This window comes from Streptomyces sp. CNX435 (assembly GCF_059570575.1).
In genome coordinates this window covers 498,269-515,196 of record NZ_JCANTA010000002.1, presented here as the reverse complement: position 1 = coordinate 515,196, position 16,928 = coordinate 498,269, and the positions used below count along the sequence as shown (strand labels likewise).

The window sequence follows — 16,928 nt, the reverse complement described above, 5'->3', positions numbered from 1 at the left end:
GGCCCGGCCCGTCACCCCTCGCCCGTCCCCGTACCGTGGTCTCGCACCCGTGCGGTGCACGGTTGCGATAGCCCCGTCAGACGGGCCGCGTACGCCCCCTCGGCGCCCTCGGCAGCGCCTCGCTGATCTCCTCGCGCAGCGCCTTCACCAGAGGGTCGTCCGCGTAAGGTGCCGTCAGCCGGTACGTCTCCCGCAGCCGGTCCCAGGTACGGTGCGAGGAGTTCTCCCCGATGCGCGCCAGCGCGAGCCGGGCGTAGCTGTCACCCTGCTCCGCGTCGTCGGCGAGGAAGCCGGCCGCGGCCATGGACACGTGGTCGAGGATCTGGGACCGCTGGCGCCCCTCCGGGCGGTTGGCGATTGCCAGCCTGCCGTGCTCCTGCGCGCGGCCCGCCACGCCCGGGTCGTGCTCGGCGAGCGTGCGGTAGGCCAGCGCCTGCATGCCGTGCAGGTCGGCCTCGTCGAAGAGCTGCATCCAGCTGGGTGCCGGCTCGTCCCCCGGGTCCGCGGCGAACAGGTCCTCCGCCTCGCCCAGCGTGCGCCGCACCGCCCCCGACCGCCCCTTGGCCGCCAGCGCCCACGCCTCGACGGTGCAGAGCATCGAGCGGATACCCGGCCGGGTCTCCGGGCCGGCGCCGGACCTGGCCACCGCCATCAGCTCCAGCGCGTCGTCGGGCCGGCCCAGGTGGATCATCTGCCGGGCGGCGCGGGAGAGCGCCTCCGCGGCACGCGGCCGGTCGCCGCCCTCGCGCGCGGCGTACGCGGCGATGACGAAGTACCGCTGGGCGGTGGGCTCCAGGCCCACGTCGTGCGACATCCAGCCGGCCAGCACGGCGAGGTTCGCCGCGACGCCCCACAGGCGGTTCTGCAGCTGGTCCGGGTGCCGGTACGCGAGCATGCCGCCGACCTCGTTGAGCTGGCCGACGACGGCCTTGCGCTGCAGGCCGCCGCCGCGCTCGGCGTCCCAGGCGCGGAAGACCTCCACGGAGCGTTCAAGCGCCTCGACTTCCTGGGCGCCGATCGGAGTCGCCTCGTATCTGCCGAAGCCGGCCGGGTCGGCGGTGCCGCCCCCGCCGGCGGCGGTGTCGAACGTGGCGGGGTCGGATTGCAGCCACTCGTGCAGGGAACCGGTCAGGGCGGAGCCGGCCGCGAGCGCGGCACCCGCGCCCATCAGGCCGCGTCGATTGAGCATGAGGTCCATTCCCGTGAATTCGGTGAGGACCTCGGCCGTCCGCTCGGGTACCCAGGGCAGTGCGTCGTCGGACTGCCGCCTGACCCGCCCGGGCCCTCCGGCCCGTTCGAACCCGAGATCCTCGGTGGTCACGACACGGCCGAGTCGCTCGGTGAACAGGGCCGCCAGCACCTTGGGCACCGGCTCGCGCGGGATCTCGCCCGTCTCGATCCAGCGCCGCACTCGCGAGGTGTCGGTCGCCAGCTGGGGGTGGCCGGTGGCCGCCGCCTGCCGGTTGACCAGCCTCGCCAGCTCGCCCTTCGACCAGCCGGTCATCCCGAACAGGTCGGCGAGCCTGGCGTTGGGTCCCTTGCTCACGTCAAGCCCCCAGGGTCTCGGCTCACTTGACCGTACCGACGGGCTGAAGGCCCGGCGAGCATTCGCCAGGGTTCGCCAGGGTGCGCCAGATGGTGTGCCACCCGTATGGCGGTGTGGGCTATGACTGCGCCAACCGGCCGCAACAGCCGGGGCACATGCCAACCGCACGACCCGCTCGCACATCCCGGAGGCAGCACCCGGGGACCGGACCCCCAGCCGGCCCACCGGGCGCGTTGTCCGGGAGGGTACGGCTGTGTCCGATGGCCTGCGGCGCGCGCAACCGGCCCGTGCCTGAAGGGACCTGAAGGGATCTGTCTCGCCCATGTACGCAGCATCGGCATCCGCGTCCGCACCCGTCCGTACGGTACGCCCGCCAGCCCCGCACCGGACCGCGGCGGGCGGCGCGCCGTTCCTCGACCCGGGCCGGGTACCGGCCGCGGGCGCACGCCTGCGACAGTTCCCCGCAACCGTGCGCCGGCCCGTCAGCGGTCGGCTCGACCTGTCCGGCCCGCAGGGCGCACTGCTGCGCGCGGCCGTCGAGTCGGTGCACCGGGTGGTCCCCGACTTCCACCCCGTGCAGGTGCTGCGCCGCAGCAGCCGCACGGTGCTGCTGGTCGGCTCGGCCGGCCGGACCACGGCGGTGGCCAAGTGCCTCGTCGACAAGTCGACCGCGCGGGTGGAGAAGCTGCGGCAGGAAATAGTGGCCTACCGCACGTTCGTCCGGGCCCGCCCACCCGTACGGGTGCCGCGCCTCATCGCCGCCGACCCGGAGAGCTGCACGCTCGTCATCGAGCGGACCCCCGGCCGGGCCGCGGCGCTGCAGCGGCACCCGCTGGAGGTCCCGCCGCACGCGGACGTGCGCGCGACGCTCGCGGCGCTGGTACGGATCGGGATGTGGCAGCCCCCGGCCGGCGCGTTCGGCGCGCCGCTGGACTACGGGACGCAGCTCAGCCGCTATCACGAGGTGGGCCTGCTCACCGACCGCGACATGGGCGACCTGCAGACGCTGCTGCACGGCATCGGCCCGGGGCGCCTGCAGTTCTGCCACGGCGACGCGCTGCTGTCCAACGTCCTGCTGTCGCCCGCCGGCCCGGTGCTGGTCGACTGGGAGCAGGCCGGCTGGTACCTCCCGGGGTACGACCTGGCGACGCTCTGGGCGGTGCTGGGCGAGGGCGCGCCGGCCCGCCGGCAGATCAGCCAACTCGCGCAGGCGGGCGGAGCGGTGCACCGGGACGGTTTCCTGGTCAACCTCATGCTGGTGCTGGTACGCGAGGTCCGTACGTACGAGGCCGCCGTGCAGCGGGCGATGAAGGACCCGGCGCCCCCGGTCGGCGTGCACAGCGGGATGACCGCCGGGGAGGAGCACCGGCTGCTGCTGCGCCGGCTCCACGACGACCTGCAGATGGCGCGCCGGGCGGTGCGGGCGGCGGTCGGAACGCGGTGAGCCCGGCGGGGTGGCGGGCCGTGACACCGCCACCCCGCCCACCCGCCCGCACGCCGGCCGGTCCGCCCCCGACGCCCCACTGGTCCGCGACCCCGGGGCGCGGCCCCGCGGCGGTCAGCCGAACGTGTAGGTGCGCCCGGCCACGGCGTCGATGACCTCCTCCCCGCCGGGGAGGAGGTCGCTGCGCAGGATCAGCCGGCGCGTGCGGTTCGCGTGCAGCGCGATCCGGGTCGCCCTGCCGCCTTCCCAGGTGATGTCGAGCGTGGCGCCGCCGCGGGCGCGCAGTCCGGTCACGGAGCCCGCGGGCCAGGCGCCCGGCAGGGCGGGCAGTACCTCGATGGGGCCGTGCTGGCTCTGCAGGAACATTTCCGCGATGCCGGAGGTGGCGCCGAAGTTGCCGTCGATCTGGAACGGCGGGTGGGTGTCCCAGAGGTTCGGCAGGGTGGAGGACTTCAGCTGCTCGCTCAGCATCTTGTGCGCGTGGTCGCCGTCCTCCAGCCGCGCCCAGAAGTTGATCTTCCAGGCCTTGCTCCAGCCGGTGCCGCCGTCACCGCGCGCGGTCAGCGACACCTTCGCCGCCTCCGCCCACTGGCTGCCCACCTCGATCTGCCGCCCCGGGTGCAGGGCGAAGAGGTGCGAGACGTGCCGGTGGTCGTTGTTCGGGTCGTCCAGATCCGCCTTCCACTCCTGCAACTGGCCCCACGACCCGATCCGCAGCCCCGGGTCCAGATCCGCGAGCGTGTTCTCCAGCCGCGTACGGAAGTCGGGGCTGTCGCCGAGGGTCTGGGCCGCCTCCAGGGTGCTGGTCAGCAGGTCGTACACGATCTGCTGCGACATCGACGCCCCGGCCGTGAAGTCGCCCTGCTCGGGCGAGTAGCTGGGGGTGACGACGAGCTTGCCGTCCCGCGGGTCCGTGCGCAGGTTGGCGAGCCAGAACTCGGCGGCCTCCTTCATCACCGGGTACGCGGTGTTGCGCAGGTAGTCCGTCGAGCCGCCGAAGCGGTAGTGCTCGTACATCTGCTGTGTGACCCAGGCCGCGGCCTCCGGGAACCAGAAGGCCGTGGCCCAGTCGTGCACGCCGGTGAACCCGTACGGGTTGGTCTCGTTGTGCACGACCCAGCCGCCGCTGCCGAACATCTCCTTCGCGGTGACCCGGCCGGGGGCGCGCAGAGCCGCCACGAACTCGTCGTACGGCGCGGTGGTCTCGGCGAGGTTGGTGATCTCGGCCGGCCAGTAGTTCATCTGCAGGTTGATGTTGACGTGGTAGTCCGCGCTCCACGGCGGGTCCGTGACGTTGTTCCACACGCCCTGGAGGTTCGCCGGCGTCGATCCGGGCCGCGAGGAGGCGATCAGCAGGTAACGCCCGTACTGGAAGAACAGCGCCTCCAGCGCCCGGTCCGCGCCGGCGTCCCCACCGCCGTACCCCGCCAGCAGCGCGTCCGTCGGTACGGCGGCCGGCAGCCGGCCGCCGACATCGAGGGCGACGCGGTCGAACAGCTGGCGGTGGTCGGCAACATGGCGCCCCAGCAGCTTGCCGTACGACGTCCGGGCCGCCCGGTCGACGATGCTGGTGACGCGGTCGTGCGGGTCGGCGCCGCGGTAGCCGGGGTGGGCGTCGGCGTAGTCCGTGCCCGCGGCCAGGACGAACCAGGCCGCGTCCGCGCCGCTCACGGTCAGCGTGCCGTCCCCGGCCGTGACGCTGCCGCCGTCGGTGAGCAGGCGGATCTGCGTCTCGAAGACCAGCCCGTTGTCCGCCAGCGCGCCGCGGATCGTCAGCCGGTCGCCGCTCGCGGTGGCGGTGTAGTCGTCGCGCGGGGAGGTGTAGCGCAGGGTGAACGCCACCTGCCCCGGCCGGTCGGCGGCCAGCCGCCCCACGGCCACCGAGTCCGGGTACGAGACGAAGAACTCCCGCAGGTGCCGGGCGCCCTCGTGGTCGTAGGCCACGGTGGCGACCGCCCGCCGGAGGTCGAGCCCGCGACGGTACGACGCGTCGGGCGCACCCGGCGCGGCGGCCAGGTCCAGCCGGAGATGGCCGAGCACCTGGTAAGCGCCGAAGCCGTGCTTGGGCTGCCCCAGCTCCGCCGCGACGGCCTCCGGGCTGAGCCGCCCCTCGGCGTCGATCCGGTCCTGCACCGCGGTCAGTGCGCCGGGCCGCGGGTCGCGCCAGTTGCCGAAGTCGTAGCCGTCGGCGCCGGGGCCGCCGGTCCACAGCGTCTTCTCGTTCAACGTCAGCTGCTCGGAGGCGAGCGCGCCGAAGACGCCGAGGCCGAGCGCGCCGTTGCCCACGGGGAGCGATTCGCGCTCCCAGTCCGCGGCAGGCGCCGCGTACCAGAGGCCCAATTCATCGGATGTGTCAGCGGAATCAGCAGCGACCGCGTCCCCGGAGAAGACGGACGGTCCCATGGCTATCGCGCCTGCGGCTCCGATAGCCGACGTGACAGTGGCTCTTCGCGAGATCCCCTCACTCATGCCGCGTCACGCTAGAGGTCCGATGACTAGGTGACAAGACATCGCGCAGCGACGGGTGTTGGCAGGTGTGCGGGTAAGGCGAGCGCGGCGCGTTTCAGACCTGCTGGAACAGCTCCGCGGGCAGCGGCTTGAGCAGCGCGTACAGGTCCTCGGAGATGGGCCGGTCCCAGGCCGCGATGGTGACGAGCACGTTGTCGCTGCGGTCGAACTGCACGCAGGAGACGCGGCTCTCGGAGAGCTTCAGCCGGCGCACGATCAGCAGGTTGTCCCCCTGCATCACGGGCGCGTCCTCGACCTCGGTGACGGTCACCGGCTCGTCGTGCTCCAGCGCCAGCAGCAGCTGCGCGACCTCGAAGGGCGGCTGCCCCTCCGGCACGTCGCGGGCGGGCGAGCCCTCCGGCAGGTTGCCGATGATCATCGCGGGGCCGCGGCCGCCGAACAGGTCGTACCGCAGGAAGACCCCCTGGCAGCTCCCGTCCGGTCCGGGCAGCAGACCGGCGCCGAGGTCGCCGGGCCAGTCGCCCGGGTCCATGGCCAGGACGTCGAAGTCCGGGCCCGCGGGCTTGGCGGCGCTGCTGCGGCGGCGGAGAAATGCCATGCACCAATCGTACGGGTCCCGCGGCACCGCCGGCTCCCGGGGCGGCACCGCCGTCTTTGGGATCCGGCATTGCCGGAGGAGGCGTACATCGGCTGCTACGCGAGTAGTGTCTCCCCGTCGACGACGGAGGAGGATTCGGGTGGCGAGATCCGGGGGCGTGCTGGCGGGGCCGGAGGTGTGGGCGTACGTGCTGGACGGGCACGAGCGGCTGCGCATCGCGCTGGCAGACCTCACCGAGGGAAAGGAGCGCGGACCGTCCAGGCTGCCGGACTGGACCCGCGCGCACGTGCTGTCGCACATCGAAGGCATCGGCCGGGCGCTCACCCGCCAGGCACGGTACGCGCTGAAAGGCGAGCTGATCGAGGTGTACGACGGCGGCCGGCCGGCCCGCGACGCGGGCATCGAGGCCGGTGCGGTACGGAACGCCGCGGAGTTGACCGCGGCGGTGACGGCGACCCTGGCGGAGGCGGAGACGGTCTGGGGTTCGGTGGGCGACGCGGACTGGGACCGCCCGGTGCGCTATCGCGACGGCGACCTGCTGGGTGCGCTGCACTGCTGGTGGCGCGAGCTGGAGGTGCACACCGTCGACGTGAACCTGGAGACCCGATCCGCGGCCTGGCCGCGCGAGCTGTGCCTGCACCTCTTCGACTTTCTGGCCCCGCGGGCGCCCGCGGGGCTGACGCTGGTCGAGTCGGACGGGCCGGTACGGCACACGTTCGGCGCCGCCGGCGGCGGGGCCGCCGAAGACGGCGCCGGGCGCGGGCCGGTGGTCAGGGGCCGGCTCACGGATCTCACCGCGTGGCTGGCGGGCCGCCAGCCGCACCAGCGGCTCGACGGCCGGCTGCCCGAGCTGGGTCCCTGGCCGTGACCCCGGTCGTGAACCTCTGGCGGGCCGGCCTCACCGCCGTACCGCCCCGGGTGTGGCGGGAGACGGACGCCGAGGTGCTCGTCCTGGCCGACAACGCGCTCACGTCGATCCCGGACGACCTCGCCGCCCTCACCCGGCTGCACACCCTGGACCTCGGGCACAACGCGCTCGCCGCGGTGCCCGAGGCCCTCGGGTCGCTGCCCGCCCTGACTCGCTGCCTGTACCTGCACGACAACCGGCTGACCCGGCTTCCCGCCGCGCTCGGCCGGCTGCGTTCACTGGCCTACCTCAACGTCGGCGAGAACCCCCTCGGCGACCTGCCCGAGGAACTGGGCGACATGGCGGCGCTGCAGGAACTCCGGGCGCAGCACTGCGGGCTGACGCGGCTGCCGGAGTCGGTCGGGCGGCTGTCGGCGCTGCGCGAGCTGTGGCTGCGCGGCAACGCGCTCACGGCGCTGCCCGACTCGGCGGCGGGTCTCGGCGAGCTGCGCGAGCTGGAGTTGCGCGAGAACGCGCTGCGGACCGTGCCCGCCGTGCTGGCCCGGCTGCCGCTGCTGCGCCGCCTGGATCTACGGGCCAACGCGATCGGCGACGTCCCCGGCTGGCTGGCGGAGCTGCCCGCGCTGGAGAAACTGGATCTGCGCTGGAACGGCGTCGAAGGCACCGAAGCCCCGCTCGTCGCACTGCGCGAGCGGGGCTGCGCCGTGCTGGCGTGACCGGTCAGGTCAGGTCGAACTCGCCGTCACGGGCGCCGAGGACGAAGGCACGCCACTCCCCCGGGGTGAAGATCAGCGCGGGCCCCTCCGGGTTGCGCCCGTCGCGCATGGCGATATAGCCCTCCACGAACGCGATCTCGACATCCCCCACCCCCTGACTGCTCGACTGCCACGTGGCGCCTGTCAGATCGAGCTGCGGTTTCCCGCTGCCCGCCGCCGGCTGCTGAGTGGTGCTGTTGGCCACGTCCTGCTCCTCCCGGTGAGCGTCGTCCGGAGCCAGGGTATCCATCGCGGCGGGCGACGGAACAGGCCACGATAGAGGGACCGCGGAAGGTGGTAAGGGGGAGGGAGAACGGCGGTGGCCGCGGACGTGCGCGGGCGGCTGCCGGCCGGTGGGCGGCCGGCGCCTCAGCCGGCGCCTCAGCCGGGGTTCACTCGGCGGTGGTCGCCAGGTCCGCGACGACCGCGCAGTGGTCCGACGCCCACACCCCGTCGACCGGCGCGTCCCCCGCCCGCCGCACGTCCCGTACGTGCCCCTCCCCCTCCGGACCGGGCGGGCCCACCAGCACGTAGTCGATCCGCGTGTCCCACTCCAGTATCCGGGCCGCGTGCGGGTTGGCGAGGTCCCACGTCGCCCCGGCGGTTCCCGGGCGGGCGTAGCGCCAGGCGTCGTAGAGCACCTGCCCGCGCACGGCGGGCGCGGTCTTCGTGCCGGACAGCAGCCGCATTTCGTCGGAGTCGGGCTCGGCGTTGAAGTCGCCGGTGACCACGGGTGGGAAGTCGCCGTCGCCGCGCCGCTCGTGGACGAACCGGGCGAGCGCCGAGACCTGCGCGCAGCGGGTGCCGGAGGCGTAGGGGTGGGAGATGAGGTGCGTGGTGAAGAACGGCACCTCCACGCCGCCGGGCGCGGCCACGCGCACGTACAGCGCCTGCTGCCCGTCCGGTTCCTCCTCCCCCGACGGCAGCACGACGGTCTCGCGCCCGGCGATCGGCCAGCGGCTGAGCACCGCGTTGCCGACCTCGACCGTGGGGTCGTCGATGCGCCGCTGCCAGCGGCCGGGCTCGGGCGAAGGCGCCCAGGCCCACTGCATGCCCAGTTGGCTGGCGAGCCACCCGGCGAGGTTGTCCCCGTCCCGGTCCCACACCTCCTGCAGCCCGACGATGTCCGGGCGCACGTCGCGGAGTGTGCGCAGAATGGCCTTGCTCCGCTCCTGCCACGGCCCGAAGCGCCACCAGAGATTCCAGGTCATGACGCGGATCATGCGTTCGTATCCCAACGACGGGCCGGCTTTCTGGTCAGAGGCTATCCCTACGGGCCCGGAATGACGTGCGAGAGCCGGGCGGATGGAGCCGATCGGGCAGCGGACGTAGGGTCGGCGGATGACGCGCACACTGCAGTGCACCGTGCTCGACTGCCCGCGCCCCCGGGAGCTGGCCGCGTTCTACCAGGCGTTGCTCGGCGGGGAGGTCGACCGAGCGGACCCGCGGTGGTCCCTCGACGACGACTGGTCCACGCTCCACCTGCCGGACGGCGGGGTACTGGCCTTCCAGCGGGCGCCCGGCTTGAAGGCGGCGCGGTGGCCGGACCCGGCCTATCCGCAGCAGTTCCACCTGGACATCGAGGTGGACGACGTGAAAGCGGCCGAGCGCGACGCGCTGGCGGCGGGAGCGAAGCTCCTGCGGTACGAGGAGGACTGGGGCGTCTACGAGGACCCGGCGGGCCACCCGTTCTGCCTCGTACCGGAGTCGACTCCGCAGCCGTGAACGGAACGCTGTCAACTCATGGTGTGGTCTTGACAGCACGAACCCCCTGGAAGAAAGTTTCACCGTTCGCGCGGCGCTCGGAAGATTTCTTTCAGGAGGGGTCGGGACATGGGTCACATGGGCCGACGACGCTTCACCGCCGGTGTACTCGCTACAGGAGGTGCGCTCTTCGTGGTCCCCGGTTCCACCGGACTCCCCGCCCACGCCGCAGAGGCATCGTCCGGCGCGCCCGTGCTGCGGCGCGGCAGCGCCGCGCGGGCCGGGCTGCTGGAGCCGCCGCTGCGGCAACTGGTCACCGACGCCGAGACGTTCCTCGGGCCCTCGCCGAAGTACCCCTGGTACGCGGGCGCGGTGATTCTCGCCGGGCGGGGGCGGACGGTCGCACTGGAGCGGGCGATCGGCAAGGCGGTGCGCTACGAGGCGTACGACGAGACCACCGACACCGGTGTCGAGCTGCCGTCGGCGCAGCAGGTCGACATGTCGATGGACACCGTCTTCGACCTCGCCTCCGTCTCCAAGCTCTTCACCTCTCTCCTCTCCGTGCAGCAGATCGAGCGCGGTGCTCTCAGGCTCGACGCCACCGTGGCTTCCTATCTCCCCGACTTCGGCGCCGCGGGCAAGCAGGACATCACCATCCTTCAACTGCTGACGCACACCTCCGGGTTCACCTCCTGGATCCCGCTGTACGCGGAGCCGACGTGGGAGGCCAAGCTCGCCCGGCTGTGGCGTGAGGCGCCGGTCAACCCGCCGGGCACCAAATACCTCTACTCCGACCTCAACCTAATCAGCCTCCAGCTCGTACTGGAGAAGATCACCGGCAAGCCTCTCGACCGCCTCCTCGCCGACGACATCACCGAACCCCTGGGCCTGGCCCACACCCGCTACAACCCGCCCGCCGAATGGCTGCCCCGCATCGCCGCCACCGAGGACGCGCGCAAGCCGTGGTCGGGGCTCGACCGCGGGATGGTGCGGGGCGAGGTGCACGACGAGAACGCGTACTCCTTCGGCGGGGTCGCGGGGCACGCCGGGCTGTTCTCCACCGCGTGGGATCTGGCGATTCTGTGCCGGACGCTGCTGAACGGCGGTGAGTACGGGCGGACGCGGATCCTGGAGCGGGAGTCGGTGGAGCTGATGTTCACCGACTTCAACACCGCCTTCCCGGGGGACGAGCACGGGCTCGGCTTCGAGCTGTACCAGCACTGGTTCATGGGCGCGATGGCCACGCCGGGGTCTGCCGGGCACACCGGCTTCACCGGCACCGCGCTGGTCATCGACCCGACGACCGACACCTTCCTCGTCCTCCTCGGCAACTCGGTGCACCCCGTGCGCAGCTGGCGCTCCGGCAGCGCGCCGCGGGCCGCGGCGGGGACGAACCTGGCGCGCGCCGTGCCGGTACGTCCGGAAGAGGGGGGCACGGCGTGGTTGAGCGGGACGGCAAATCAGAAGACGTCGACGCTGACGCTCCCCGAGGTGACGGTGCGCGGGGCGCGGGGGACGCTGGAGTTCGCGCTGTGGTGGGACACAGAGCCGCAGTGGGACAAGGTGCACCTGGAGGCGTCGGCGGACGGCGGCGGTACGTGGGAGCCGGTGCCGTTCACGAGCCGGCCGCGGGACGGCGGCGGGGACGTACGGGAGCACCCGGAGGGAACGGCGGACGGCTGGTCCGGGCGGGTGTGGCACCGGGCGGGCGCGGACCTGGGCGCGTGGCGCGGGCGGCCGGTGCGGCTGCGGTGGCGGTGTGCGACGGATGGGCAGTACGTGGGGCGCGGGGTGTACGTGGACGGCGTACGGGTGAAGGACGGGCACCGGGTGCTGTTCGACGACGGCCGGCGGGGGGACGCGGAGCGGGTGGAGCTGGACGGCTGGACGGCGTCGGCGGACTGAACGCGGGCCGCGATCGTAGGGGCGCGGGCCGCGCGCCTGGTTCGCCGCGCGTCGGGCGCCCGGCTCGTTCCGTGTCGGGCGTGGCCCCGCGCTACCGCCCCAGCGCCGCCATCGCCGCGTTGTGCCCGGGGATCCCGCTCACGCCCCCGCCGCGCACCGCGCCCGCCCCGCACAGCAGCACGTTCGCATGCCGGGTCGCCACGCCCCACCGGCCCGTCTCCTCGGCCGCGTACGGGAACGCCAGCTCGCGGTGGAAGATGTTGCCGCCCGGGAGGCGCAGGTCGCGCTCCAGGTCGAGGGGGGACTTCACCTCGATGCAGGGGCGTCCCTCGGCGTCGGTGGCGAGGCAGTCGGCCAGCGGCTCGGCGAGGTGGGCGTCGAGCTGGGCGAGGGTGGAGCGCAGCAGTTCTTCCCGGGCGGCCTCGTTGTCCTCGGTGAAGAGGCGGGCGGGGGCGTGCAGGCCGAAGAGGGTGAGCGTCTGGTAGCCCTCGCGGGCCAGGTCGGTGGCCAGGATCGACGGGTCGGTCAGCGAGTGGCAGTAGATCTCCGACGGCGGTGCGTGCGGCAGCATGCCGGCGGCGGCCTCGCGGTACGCCGTCTCCAAGTCGCCGTAGCCCTCCGCGACATGGAACGTGCCCGCGAACGCCTGCCGCGGGTCCACGCGCTCGTCGCGCAGCCGCGGCAGCCGCCGCAGCAGCATGTTCACCTTCAGCTGCGCGCCCTCGGGGCGGGGGCTCGGCGGCTCCTCGCCCAGCAGCGCGGCGAGCGCGGCGGGCGAGGCGCCGACGAGCACGGTGCGCGCCGCGACGGTCTCCTCCCCGTCCCCCGTCCGGTACGTCACCTCCGCGTGCTCGCCGTCCGTGCGCAGCGCGACCGCCTCGTGGCCGGTGGCGATCTCCGCGCCCGCCGCCCGGACCGCCGCGGCGAGGGCGTCGGTGAACGCGCCCATGCCGCCGACGGGTACGTCCCAGTCGCCGGTGCCGCCGCCGATGACGTGGTAAAGGAAGCAGCGGTTCTGGGCGAGGGACGGGTCGTGGGCGGAGGCGAAGGTGCCGATGAGCCCGTCGGTGAGCACGACGCCGCGGATGAGGTCGTCGGCGAACGCCGCCTCGACGGTCTCGCCGAGCGGCTGCTCGAACAGTGCCCGCCAGGCGTCGTCGTCCCCGATGCGGGCCCGTAGCTCGCGGCGGGTGGGCAACGGCTCGGTGAGGGTGGGGAAGACCCGCTCGGCGACGTGCTGCGTCATGCCGTAGAAGCGTCGCCAGGCGTCGTACTCGCGGTCGTCGCCGGTCAGGGCCGCGAACGACTCCCGGGTGGCGGCGCCGGGGTCGGTCTCGACGAGCAGGCCGGTGGGCCGGCCGTCGCGGACGGCGGGGGTGTAGGAGGAGACGGCGCGCTTGCGGACGGCGAAGGTCAGGCCGAGGTCGTCGACGATGGCGCGGGGCAGCAGGCTGACGAGGTACGCGTAGCGCGAGAGCCGGGCGTCGACACCCGCGAAGGCGCGGGCGGAGACGGCGGCGCCGCCGGTGTGGTCGAGGCGCTCCAGCACGAGCACGGAGCGCCCGGCACGGGCGAGGTAGGCGGCGGCGACGAGACCGTTGTGGCCGCCGCCGACGACGACGGCATCGTAGCTGCTGCGGAGGGGCATGGCTCTTCGTAACACGGAGATCGCCCGCGGGCCAGGGGGACACAGCGGAGCGGCGGCGGGCGGCGGGATGCCCTCCGCGGAGGTGTGGTTAGCGGGCTGATCCGGGCTGCCCGCGGCGCCGGCCTCAGCCCGACGCCCGGCGGGACGCCGCCAGTCGGTAGACCTCCGCCGCCTCCGCCGTGCGGCCCAGCTGCTCCAGGCAGTGGGCCTCGTCGTGGCGGCTCGACAGGGTCTCGGGGTGCGCCGCACCCAGCACGCGTTCGCGCGCGCGGGCCACCTCGCGGTGCACCGTGAGCGCCTCCGCCCAGCGGCTCAGCCAGCCCAGTGCGACGGCGATCTCGCGGCGGCCCGCGAGGGTGTCCGCGTGCTCCGGGCCGAGGACCCGCTCACGGACGGCGGTGACCTCGCGGGCCTCGGTCAGCGCCTCGTGCCAGCGGCCGAGGCGGCCCAGGGTGACGCAACGGATGTGCCGGGCGCGCAGCGTCTCCGGGTGGCGGGTGCCGAGGCTGTGGGTCCGGTCGGCGATCAGCGCCTCGTAGTGGTCGAGGGCTTCCTCGTGTCGGCCCAGGCGGCCCAGGCAGATGCCCGCCTCGTAGCGCGCGGCGAGGGTGTCGGGGTGCTCGCGGCCGAGGGTGGCGGCGCGGGCGGTGGCGACCTCGCGGTACGTGGCGAGGGCCTGCTCCCAGTGGCCGAGGCTGCCGAGGGCGTGGCCGACCTCGTAGCGGCTGACCAGGGTGTCGGGGTGGTCGGCGCCCAGCACGCGGGTGCGAACGGCGGTGACCTCGCCGGCCACGCGGTAGGACTCCTCGTAGCGGCCGAGGCGGCTGAGGGTGTACGCAAGGTTGTGGCGGCAGCGCAGGGTGTCGGGGTGCTCGTTGCCCATGGTGCGCTCGCGGTCGGCGAGCACGCCGGCGTACACCTCCAGCGCCTCGGCGTGCCGGTCCAGCTGGCCGAGCGCGTACGCGGTCTCCTGCCGGACGGCGAGGGTGTCGACGTGCTCCCGGCCGAGGCGGCGCTCGCGGCCCGCCGCCGCCGTGCGGAACTCCTCCAGTGCCTCCGCGGTGCGGCCGAGGCGGGCCAGGCACAGGCCGGTCTGGTGGCGGCTGGCGAGGGTGTCCGGGTGGTCGGCGCCGAGCGCGGCGCCGCGTTCCGCGGCGAGCGCGCGGTGGGCGGCGGCTGCCTCCTCCCAGCGGCCGAGGCGGGCGAGGCTGGCGGCGGCGTCGTGGCGGCCGGCGAAGGCGTCGAGCACGTGCGGAGGCGCGGAGGGCTGCTCGGGTGCGTAGGGGTGCGGCGGGTGGGAGGAGTGGGGCGGGGTGTGCAGGGAGGGGGGCGCGTGGGAGAAGGGGTGCTGCCCGGTGGGGGACACGCCGGCCGCGGAACCGGTGCCGGACACGGGCGGGCCGTAGCCGGCGGAGCCGTGAGAGGTGGCGTCACCGGACGCGCCGTCGGCGCCGGGCGCCCCGGCGGAGCCCGGGGCGGCACCGGCACCGGGCGGGCCGCCCGGACGGTAGGCCCCGGCAGAGCCGGGGGCCGTGGCCGGGTCTGGCCTGCCGCCGGGGCCCTGGCCCTCGGAGGAGGCCGGTTCCGGCCAGCTGACCGGGGGCGTCGTCGGGGGCCAGGTACGCAGCAGGGCGTCCTCCGGGCGCGGGGGCGCCGGGGTGGCGCGGCTCGCGCCGGTCGCGCGCAGGGAGCGGGCGCCCGTCGTCATGCCCACCGTCCACGCCGGCAGCCCGGCCTCACCGCTCCCCCGGCCGTCGCGACCCTGCCCGCTCCCCCAGCCCTCGCCGCTCTCCCGGCCCTGCCCGCTCTCCCGGCTCCCGCCGTTCCCGTCGCTCCCCCGGCTCTCCCCACCTCCGCCTGGCCCCGACCCGTTGCCCCGCCCCGACCCCGGGCGAGCCGCCTCCGCCGCTTCCGCCGCCGCGCGGCTCCCGCGCAGCCGCGACGACAGGTCCGCCGCGTCCGCCGGCCGGTCCTCCGGAGCCTTCGCCAGCAGGTCCAGCACCACCCGCTCCAGCGGCTCCGGGATCTCCGGCCGGTGCGTGCGCAGCGGCTCCGGCGGGGTGTCGCGGTGGCCGACGAGGACCGCCCAGGCGTCGTCCATGTCGAACGGCGGGACGCCGGTGGCGAGTTCGTACAGGACACAGCCCAGCGAGTACAGGTCGCTGCGGTGGTCGATGCCCCCGCCGCCGGAGATCTGCTCAGGCGACATGTAGTGCGGGGTGCCCATGGCCATGCCGGCCGCGCCGGTGAGCCGGGAGGTGAAGCCGATGTCGTGGGCGAGACGCGCGATGCCGAAGTCGAGGATCTTCACCGTGCCGTCGCCGAGCCGCATGATGTTGGCGGGCTTCAGGTCGCGGTGCACGACGCCCTGGTCGTGGGTGTACGCGAGGGCCGCCGCGACCTGCTCGGCGATGTCGATGACCTCTTCCACCGGCAGCGGCCGGTGCCCGCCCGACTCCAGCAGCTGGCTGAGGTTGCGGCCCTGCAGCAGCTCCATGACGAGGTACAGCACGCCTTCGTCCTCGCCGAAGTCGTGCACGACGGTGACGCCGCGGTGCTGCAGCAGCGCCGCGACCCGGGCCTCGCGCCGGAAGCGCTCCTGTATCGCCGTGGAGACCGGGTGCCCCTGGCGGTGCGGCCCGGCGGGCTTGAGGCACTTGACGGCGACGCGGCGGCCCAGCGACTCGTCGCGGGCCTGCCAGACCTCGCCCATGCCGCCGCGGCCGAGGAGTTCGAGCAGCCGGTAGCGGCCCTGGATCAGCCTGGTCTCCGCCATCTCCCGCTGCCGCCCCCGCCGTCGCCGCCTTCAGCCGTCACTCGTAGCCGTTACCCGTGGCCTTATCCCCCGACTCGTCCAGTATGGCTGCCGTTCGCGCCAGCGTGGAAGGTGACGGCCGCGAAGTGGGACCGAGCCGGTCCACGGCCTTCGGTATGTTCCGCGGCGGCAGCCGCCAGCGCACCCCCTCCGGTACGGCGCGCAGGATGCTCGCCGTCGCGCGCAGCCGGCGGTCGACCACGGGGGCCGGGGGCGCGGGGCGGCCGTAGAGCCGGCGACATCGGCGGAATCGGAGGGGGCGGCCAGCTCGGGTTTCACCCGTTCGAGGTACGCGGCGAGCGCGTCAGGAGCCGGCCGGGAGGCGTACGCGGATCTTGGACTGGCCGTGCGGCAGCTTCTCCCAGTCCGCCATGAACTCGGCCTTGAGGCCGTGCTTCTCCGCCAGCGCCATCAGCGTCTCGGTGCGGTAGTAGAAGTCCTCGCGCAGCACGTGGTGCTCCTCGGCCTCCGTGCGGTCGAAGGTGAAGTCGAACCAGCCGTCGGGCCGCAGCACCCGGCCGACGTGCGCGAGGCACTCGTCGATGACGTGCGGCGGGGAGTGGGAGAAGACGCTGTGCGCGTGGACGACCCGGAAGTGCTTGCCCGGGAGGAACGCGAAGGTCAGGTCCCGTACGGGCGTGAGGCGCGGCAGCTTGTCCTGCAGCCCCTGCCGGACGAGGGTGTCCTGGGCGGCGAAGAGGATGTCCGGGGAGATGTCGAGGCCGTAGTAGCGGCCGGGCTTCAGATAGTCGATGAAGCGCCAACCCGCCCGCAGGTTGCCGCAGCCGATCTCCAGCATGCGGTCGCCGGGCTGCAGCCCGTGCTCCAGGAGGTAGTCGAACTGCATCTTGCCCAGCGCCAGCCAGCGGTCGTGCGTCTTGCTGCCCACGGCCGCCTCGGGGTCGGCGGCAGAGTCGGAGCGCATCACTGCGCGGTAGTACGCGACGTGGTCGCGGTGGCGCAGGCGCAGCCAGGCGTCGCGGCCGGCGCGGGCGAGGTAGCGGGGGACCCGGTCCGGGTGGCGTGCGGCGTAGCGCACGCGGTGGGTGAGGGTTGTCCGGTTGGCGGTCAGGTTCTTGCGTGGCAAGGTGCACCCCTGGTGAATGCCGGATGAACGGCACGGACGATGGCCGCAGAGTTTAGGCGCCGGGCACGCGTGCGCAAGCCGGGCAGGGC

The 16,928-nt window shown here is 74.1% G+C and carries 13 protein-coding genes; 5 read left to right on the top strand and 8 right to left on the bottom strand.

Annotation, left to right across the window (positions count from 1 at the left end; translation table 11 throughout):
* Positions 1 to 76: 76 nt before the first annotated feature.
* A complete protein-coding gene (locus T328_RS05590; protein WP_496494727.1) occupies positions 77 to 1,546 on the bottom strand; it encodes a DNA-binding protein NsdB in 1,470 nt (489 codons plus the stop codon).
* Between the two features lie 322 nt (positions 1,547 to 1,868).
* Here T328_RS05590 and T328_RS05585 point away from each other — a divergent pair, with 322 nt between their 5' ends.
* Entirely contained in the window at positions 1,869 to 2,990 is a 1,122-nt protein-coding gene (locus T328_RS05585; protein ID WP_496494726.1) for an aminoglycoside phosphotransferase family protein, read from the top strand.
* A 114-nt stretch (positions 2,991 to 3,104) separates the two neighbouring features.
* On the opposite strand, the gene T328_RS05580 is transcribed toward T328_RS05585, so the two are convergent.
* Complete coding sequence (locus T328_RS05580) at positions 3,105 to 5,393, bottom strand: glycoside hydrolase family 95 protein (RefSeq protein WP_496494725.1); 2,289 nt, start codon at positions 5,391 to 5,393, stop codon at positions 3,105 to 3,107.
* A 160-nt stretch (positions 5,394 to 5,553) separates the two neighbouring features.
* Positions 5,554 to 6,057 carry a hypothetical protein gene (locus T328_RS05575; protein ID WP_496494724.1) on the bottom strand — a complete coding sequence of 168 codons (504 nt, stop codon included), beginning with the start codon at positions 6,055 to 6,057 and terminating at the stop codon, positions 5,554 to 5,556.
* Positions 6,058 to 6,196: 139 nt separating this feature from the next.
* Between T328_RS05575 and T328_RS05570 the strand changes: the two genes are divergently transcribed.
* A complete protein-coding gene (locus T328_RS05570; protein ID WP_496494723.1) occupies positions 6,197 to 6,925 on the top strand; it encodes a maleylpyruvate isomerase family mycothiol-dependent enzyme in 729 nt (242 codons plus the stop codon).
* An 8-nt stretch (positions 6,926 to 6,933) separates the two neighbouring features.
* On the top strand, positions 6,934 to 7,641 hold the full coding sequence (locus T328_RS05565) for a leucine-rich repeat domain-containing protein (protein ID WP_496494904.1): 708 nt from the start codon (positions 6,934 to 6,936) through the stop codon (positions 7,639 to 7,641).
* A 4-nt stretch (positions 7,642 to 7,645) separates the two neighbouring features.
* Here the strand turns inward: T328_RS05565 and T328_RS05560 are convergent, their stop codons facing one another.
* Together T328_RS05560 and T328_RS05555 are read right to left on the bottom strand one after the other, a co-directional pair.
* Entirely contained in the window at positions 7,646 to 7,930 is a 285-nt protein-coding gene (locus T328_RS05560) for a DUF397 domain-containing protein (RefSeq protein ID WP_051438699.1), read from the bottom strand.
* A gap of 142 nt (positions 7,931 to 8,072) precedes the next feature.
* Positions 8,073 to 8,903: an endonuclease/exonuclease/phosphatase family protein gene (locus T328_RS05555; RefSeq protein ID WP_496494722.1), complete on the bottom strand. Its 831-nt coding sequence runs from the start codon at positions 8,901 to 8,903 to the stop codon at positions 8,073 to 8,075.
* 118 nt (positions 8,904 to 9,021) lie between these two features.
* Between T328_RS05555 and T328_RS05550 the strand changes: the two genes are divergently transcribed.
* Entirely contained in the window at positions 9,022 to 9,405 is a 384-nt protein-coding gene (locus T328_RS05550) for a VOC family protein (protein ID WP_496494721.1), read from the top strand.
* A gap of 117 nt (positions 9,406 to 9,522) precedes the next feature.
* Positions 9,523 to 11,289 (top strand): serine hydrolase domain-containing protein, encoded by a 1,767-nt coding sequence (locus tag T328_RS05545; RefSeq protein WP_496494903.1) that lies wholly within the window; start codon positions 9,523 to 9,525, stop codon positions 11,287 to 11,289.
* 91 nt (positions 11,290 to 11,380) lie between these two features.
* Here T328_RS05545 and T328_RS05540 read toward each other — a convergent pair whose 3' ends face one another.
* The 3 genes from T328_RS05540 to T328_RS05530 form a co-directional block, all read right to left on the bottom strand.
* Positions 11,381 to 12,937 carry a phytoene desaturase family protein gene (locus tag T328_RS05540; RefSeq protein ID WP_496494720.1) on the bottom strand — a complete coding sequence of 519 codons (1,557 nt, stop codon included), beginning with the start codon at positions 12,935 to 12,937 and terminating at the stop codon, positions 11,381 to 11,383.
* Positions 12,938 to 13,061: 124 nt separating this feature from the next.
* Entirely contained in the window at positions 13,062 to 15,713 is a 2,652-nt protein-coding gene (locus T328_RS05535; RefSeq protein WP_496494719.1) for a serine/threonine-protein kinase, read from the bottom strand.
* Between the two features lie 343 nt (positions 15,714 to 16,056).
* Positions 16,057 to 16,839 (bottom strand): class I SAM-dependent methyltransferase, encoded by a 783-nt coding sequence (locus T328_RS05530; RefSeq protein ID WP_496494718.1) that lies wholly within the window; start codon positions 16,837 to 16,839, stop codon positions 16,057 to 16,059.
* Between the last annotated feature and the right edge of the window lie 89 nt (positions 16,840 to 16,928).

What these genes read in the sequence shown, in the direction of transcription:
- T328_RS05585 (WP_496494726.1), top strand. Translation starts at nt 1,869, where the DNA reads ATGTACGCAGCATCGGCATCCGCGTCCGCACCCGTCCGTACGGTACGC.
- T328_RS05550 (WP_496494721.1), top strand. Translation starts at nt 9,022, where the DNA reads ATGACGCGCACACTGCAGTGCACCGTGCTCGACTGCCCGCGCCCCCGG.
- T328_RS05540 (WP_496494720.1), bottom strand. Translation starts at nt 12,937, where the DNA reads ATGCCCCTCCGCAGCAGCTACGATGCCGTCGTCGTCGGCGGCGGCCAC.
- T328_RS05560 (WP_051438699.1), bottom strand. Translation starts at nt 7,930, where the DNA reads ATGGATACCCTGGCTCCGGACGACGCTCACCGGGAGGAGCAGGACGTG.
- T328_RS05580 (WP_496494725.1), bottom strand. Translation starts at nt 5,393, where the DNA reads ATGGGACCGTCCGTCTTCTCCGGGGACGCGGTCGCTGCTGATTCCGCT.
- T328_RS05545 (WP_496494903.1), top strand. Translation starts at nt 9,523, where the DNA reads ATGGGCCGACGACGCTTCACCGCCGGTGTACTCGCTACAGGAGGTGCG.
- T328_RS05555 (WP_496494722.1), bottom strand. Translation starts at nt 8,903, where the DNA reads ATGATCCGCGTCATGACCTGGAATCTCTGGTGGCGCTTCGGGCCGTGG.
- T328_RS05575 (WP_496494724.1), bottom strand. Translation starts at nt 6,057, where the DNA reads ATGGCATTTCTCCGCCGCCGCAGCAGCGCCGCCAAGCCCGCGGGCCCG.
- T328_RS05535 (WP_496494719.1), bottom strand. Translation starts at nt 15,713, where the DNA reads ATGGCGGAGACCAGGCTGATCCAGGGCCGCTACCGGCTGCTCGAACTC.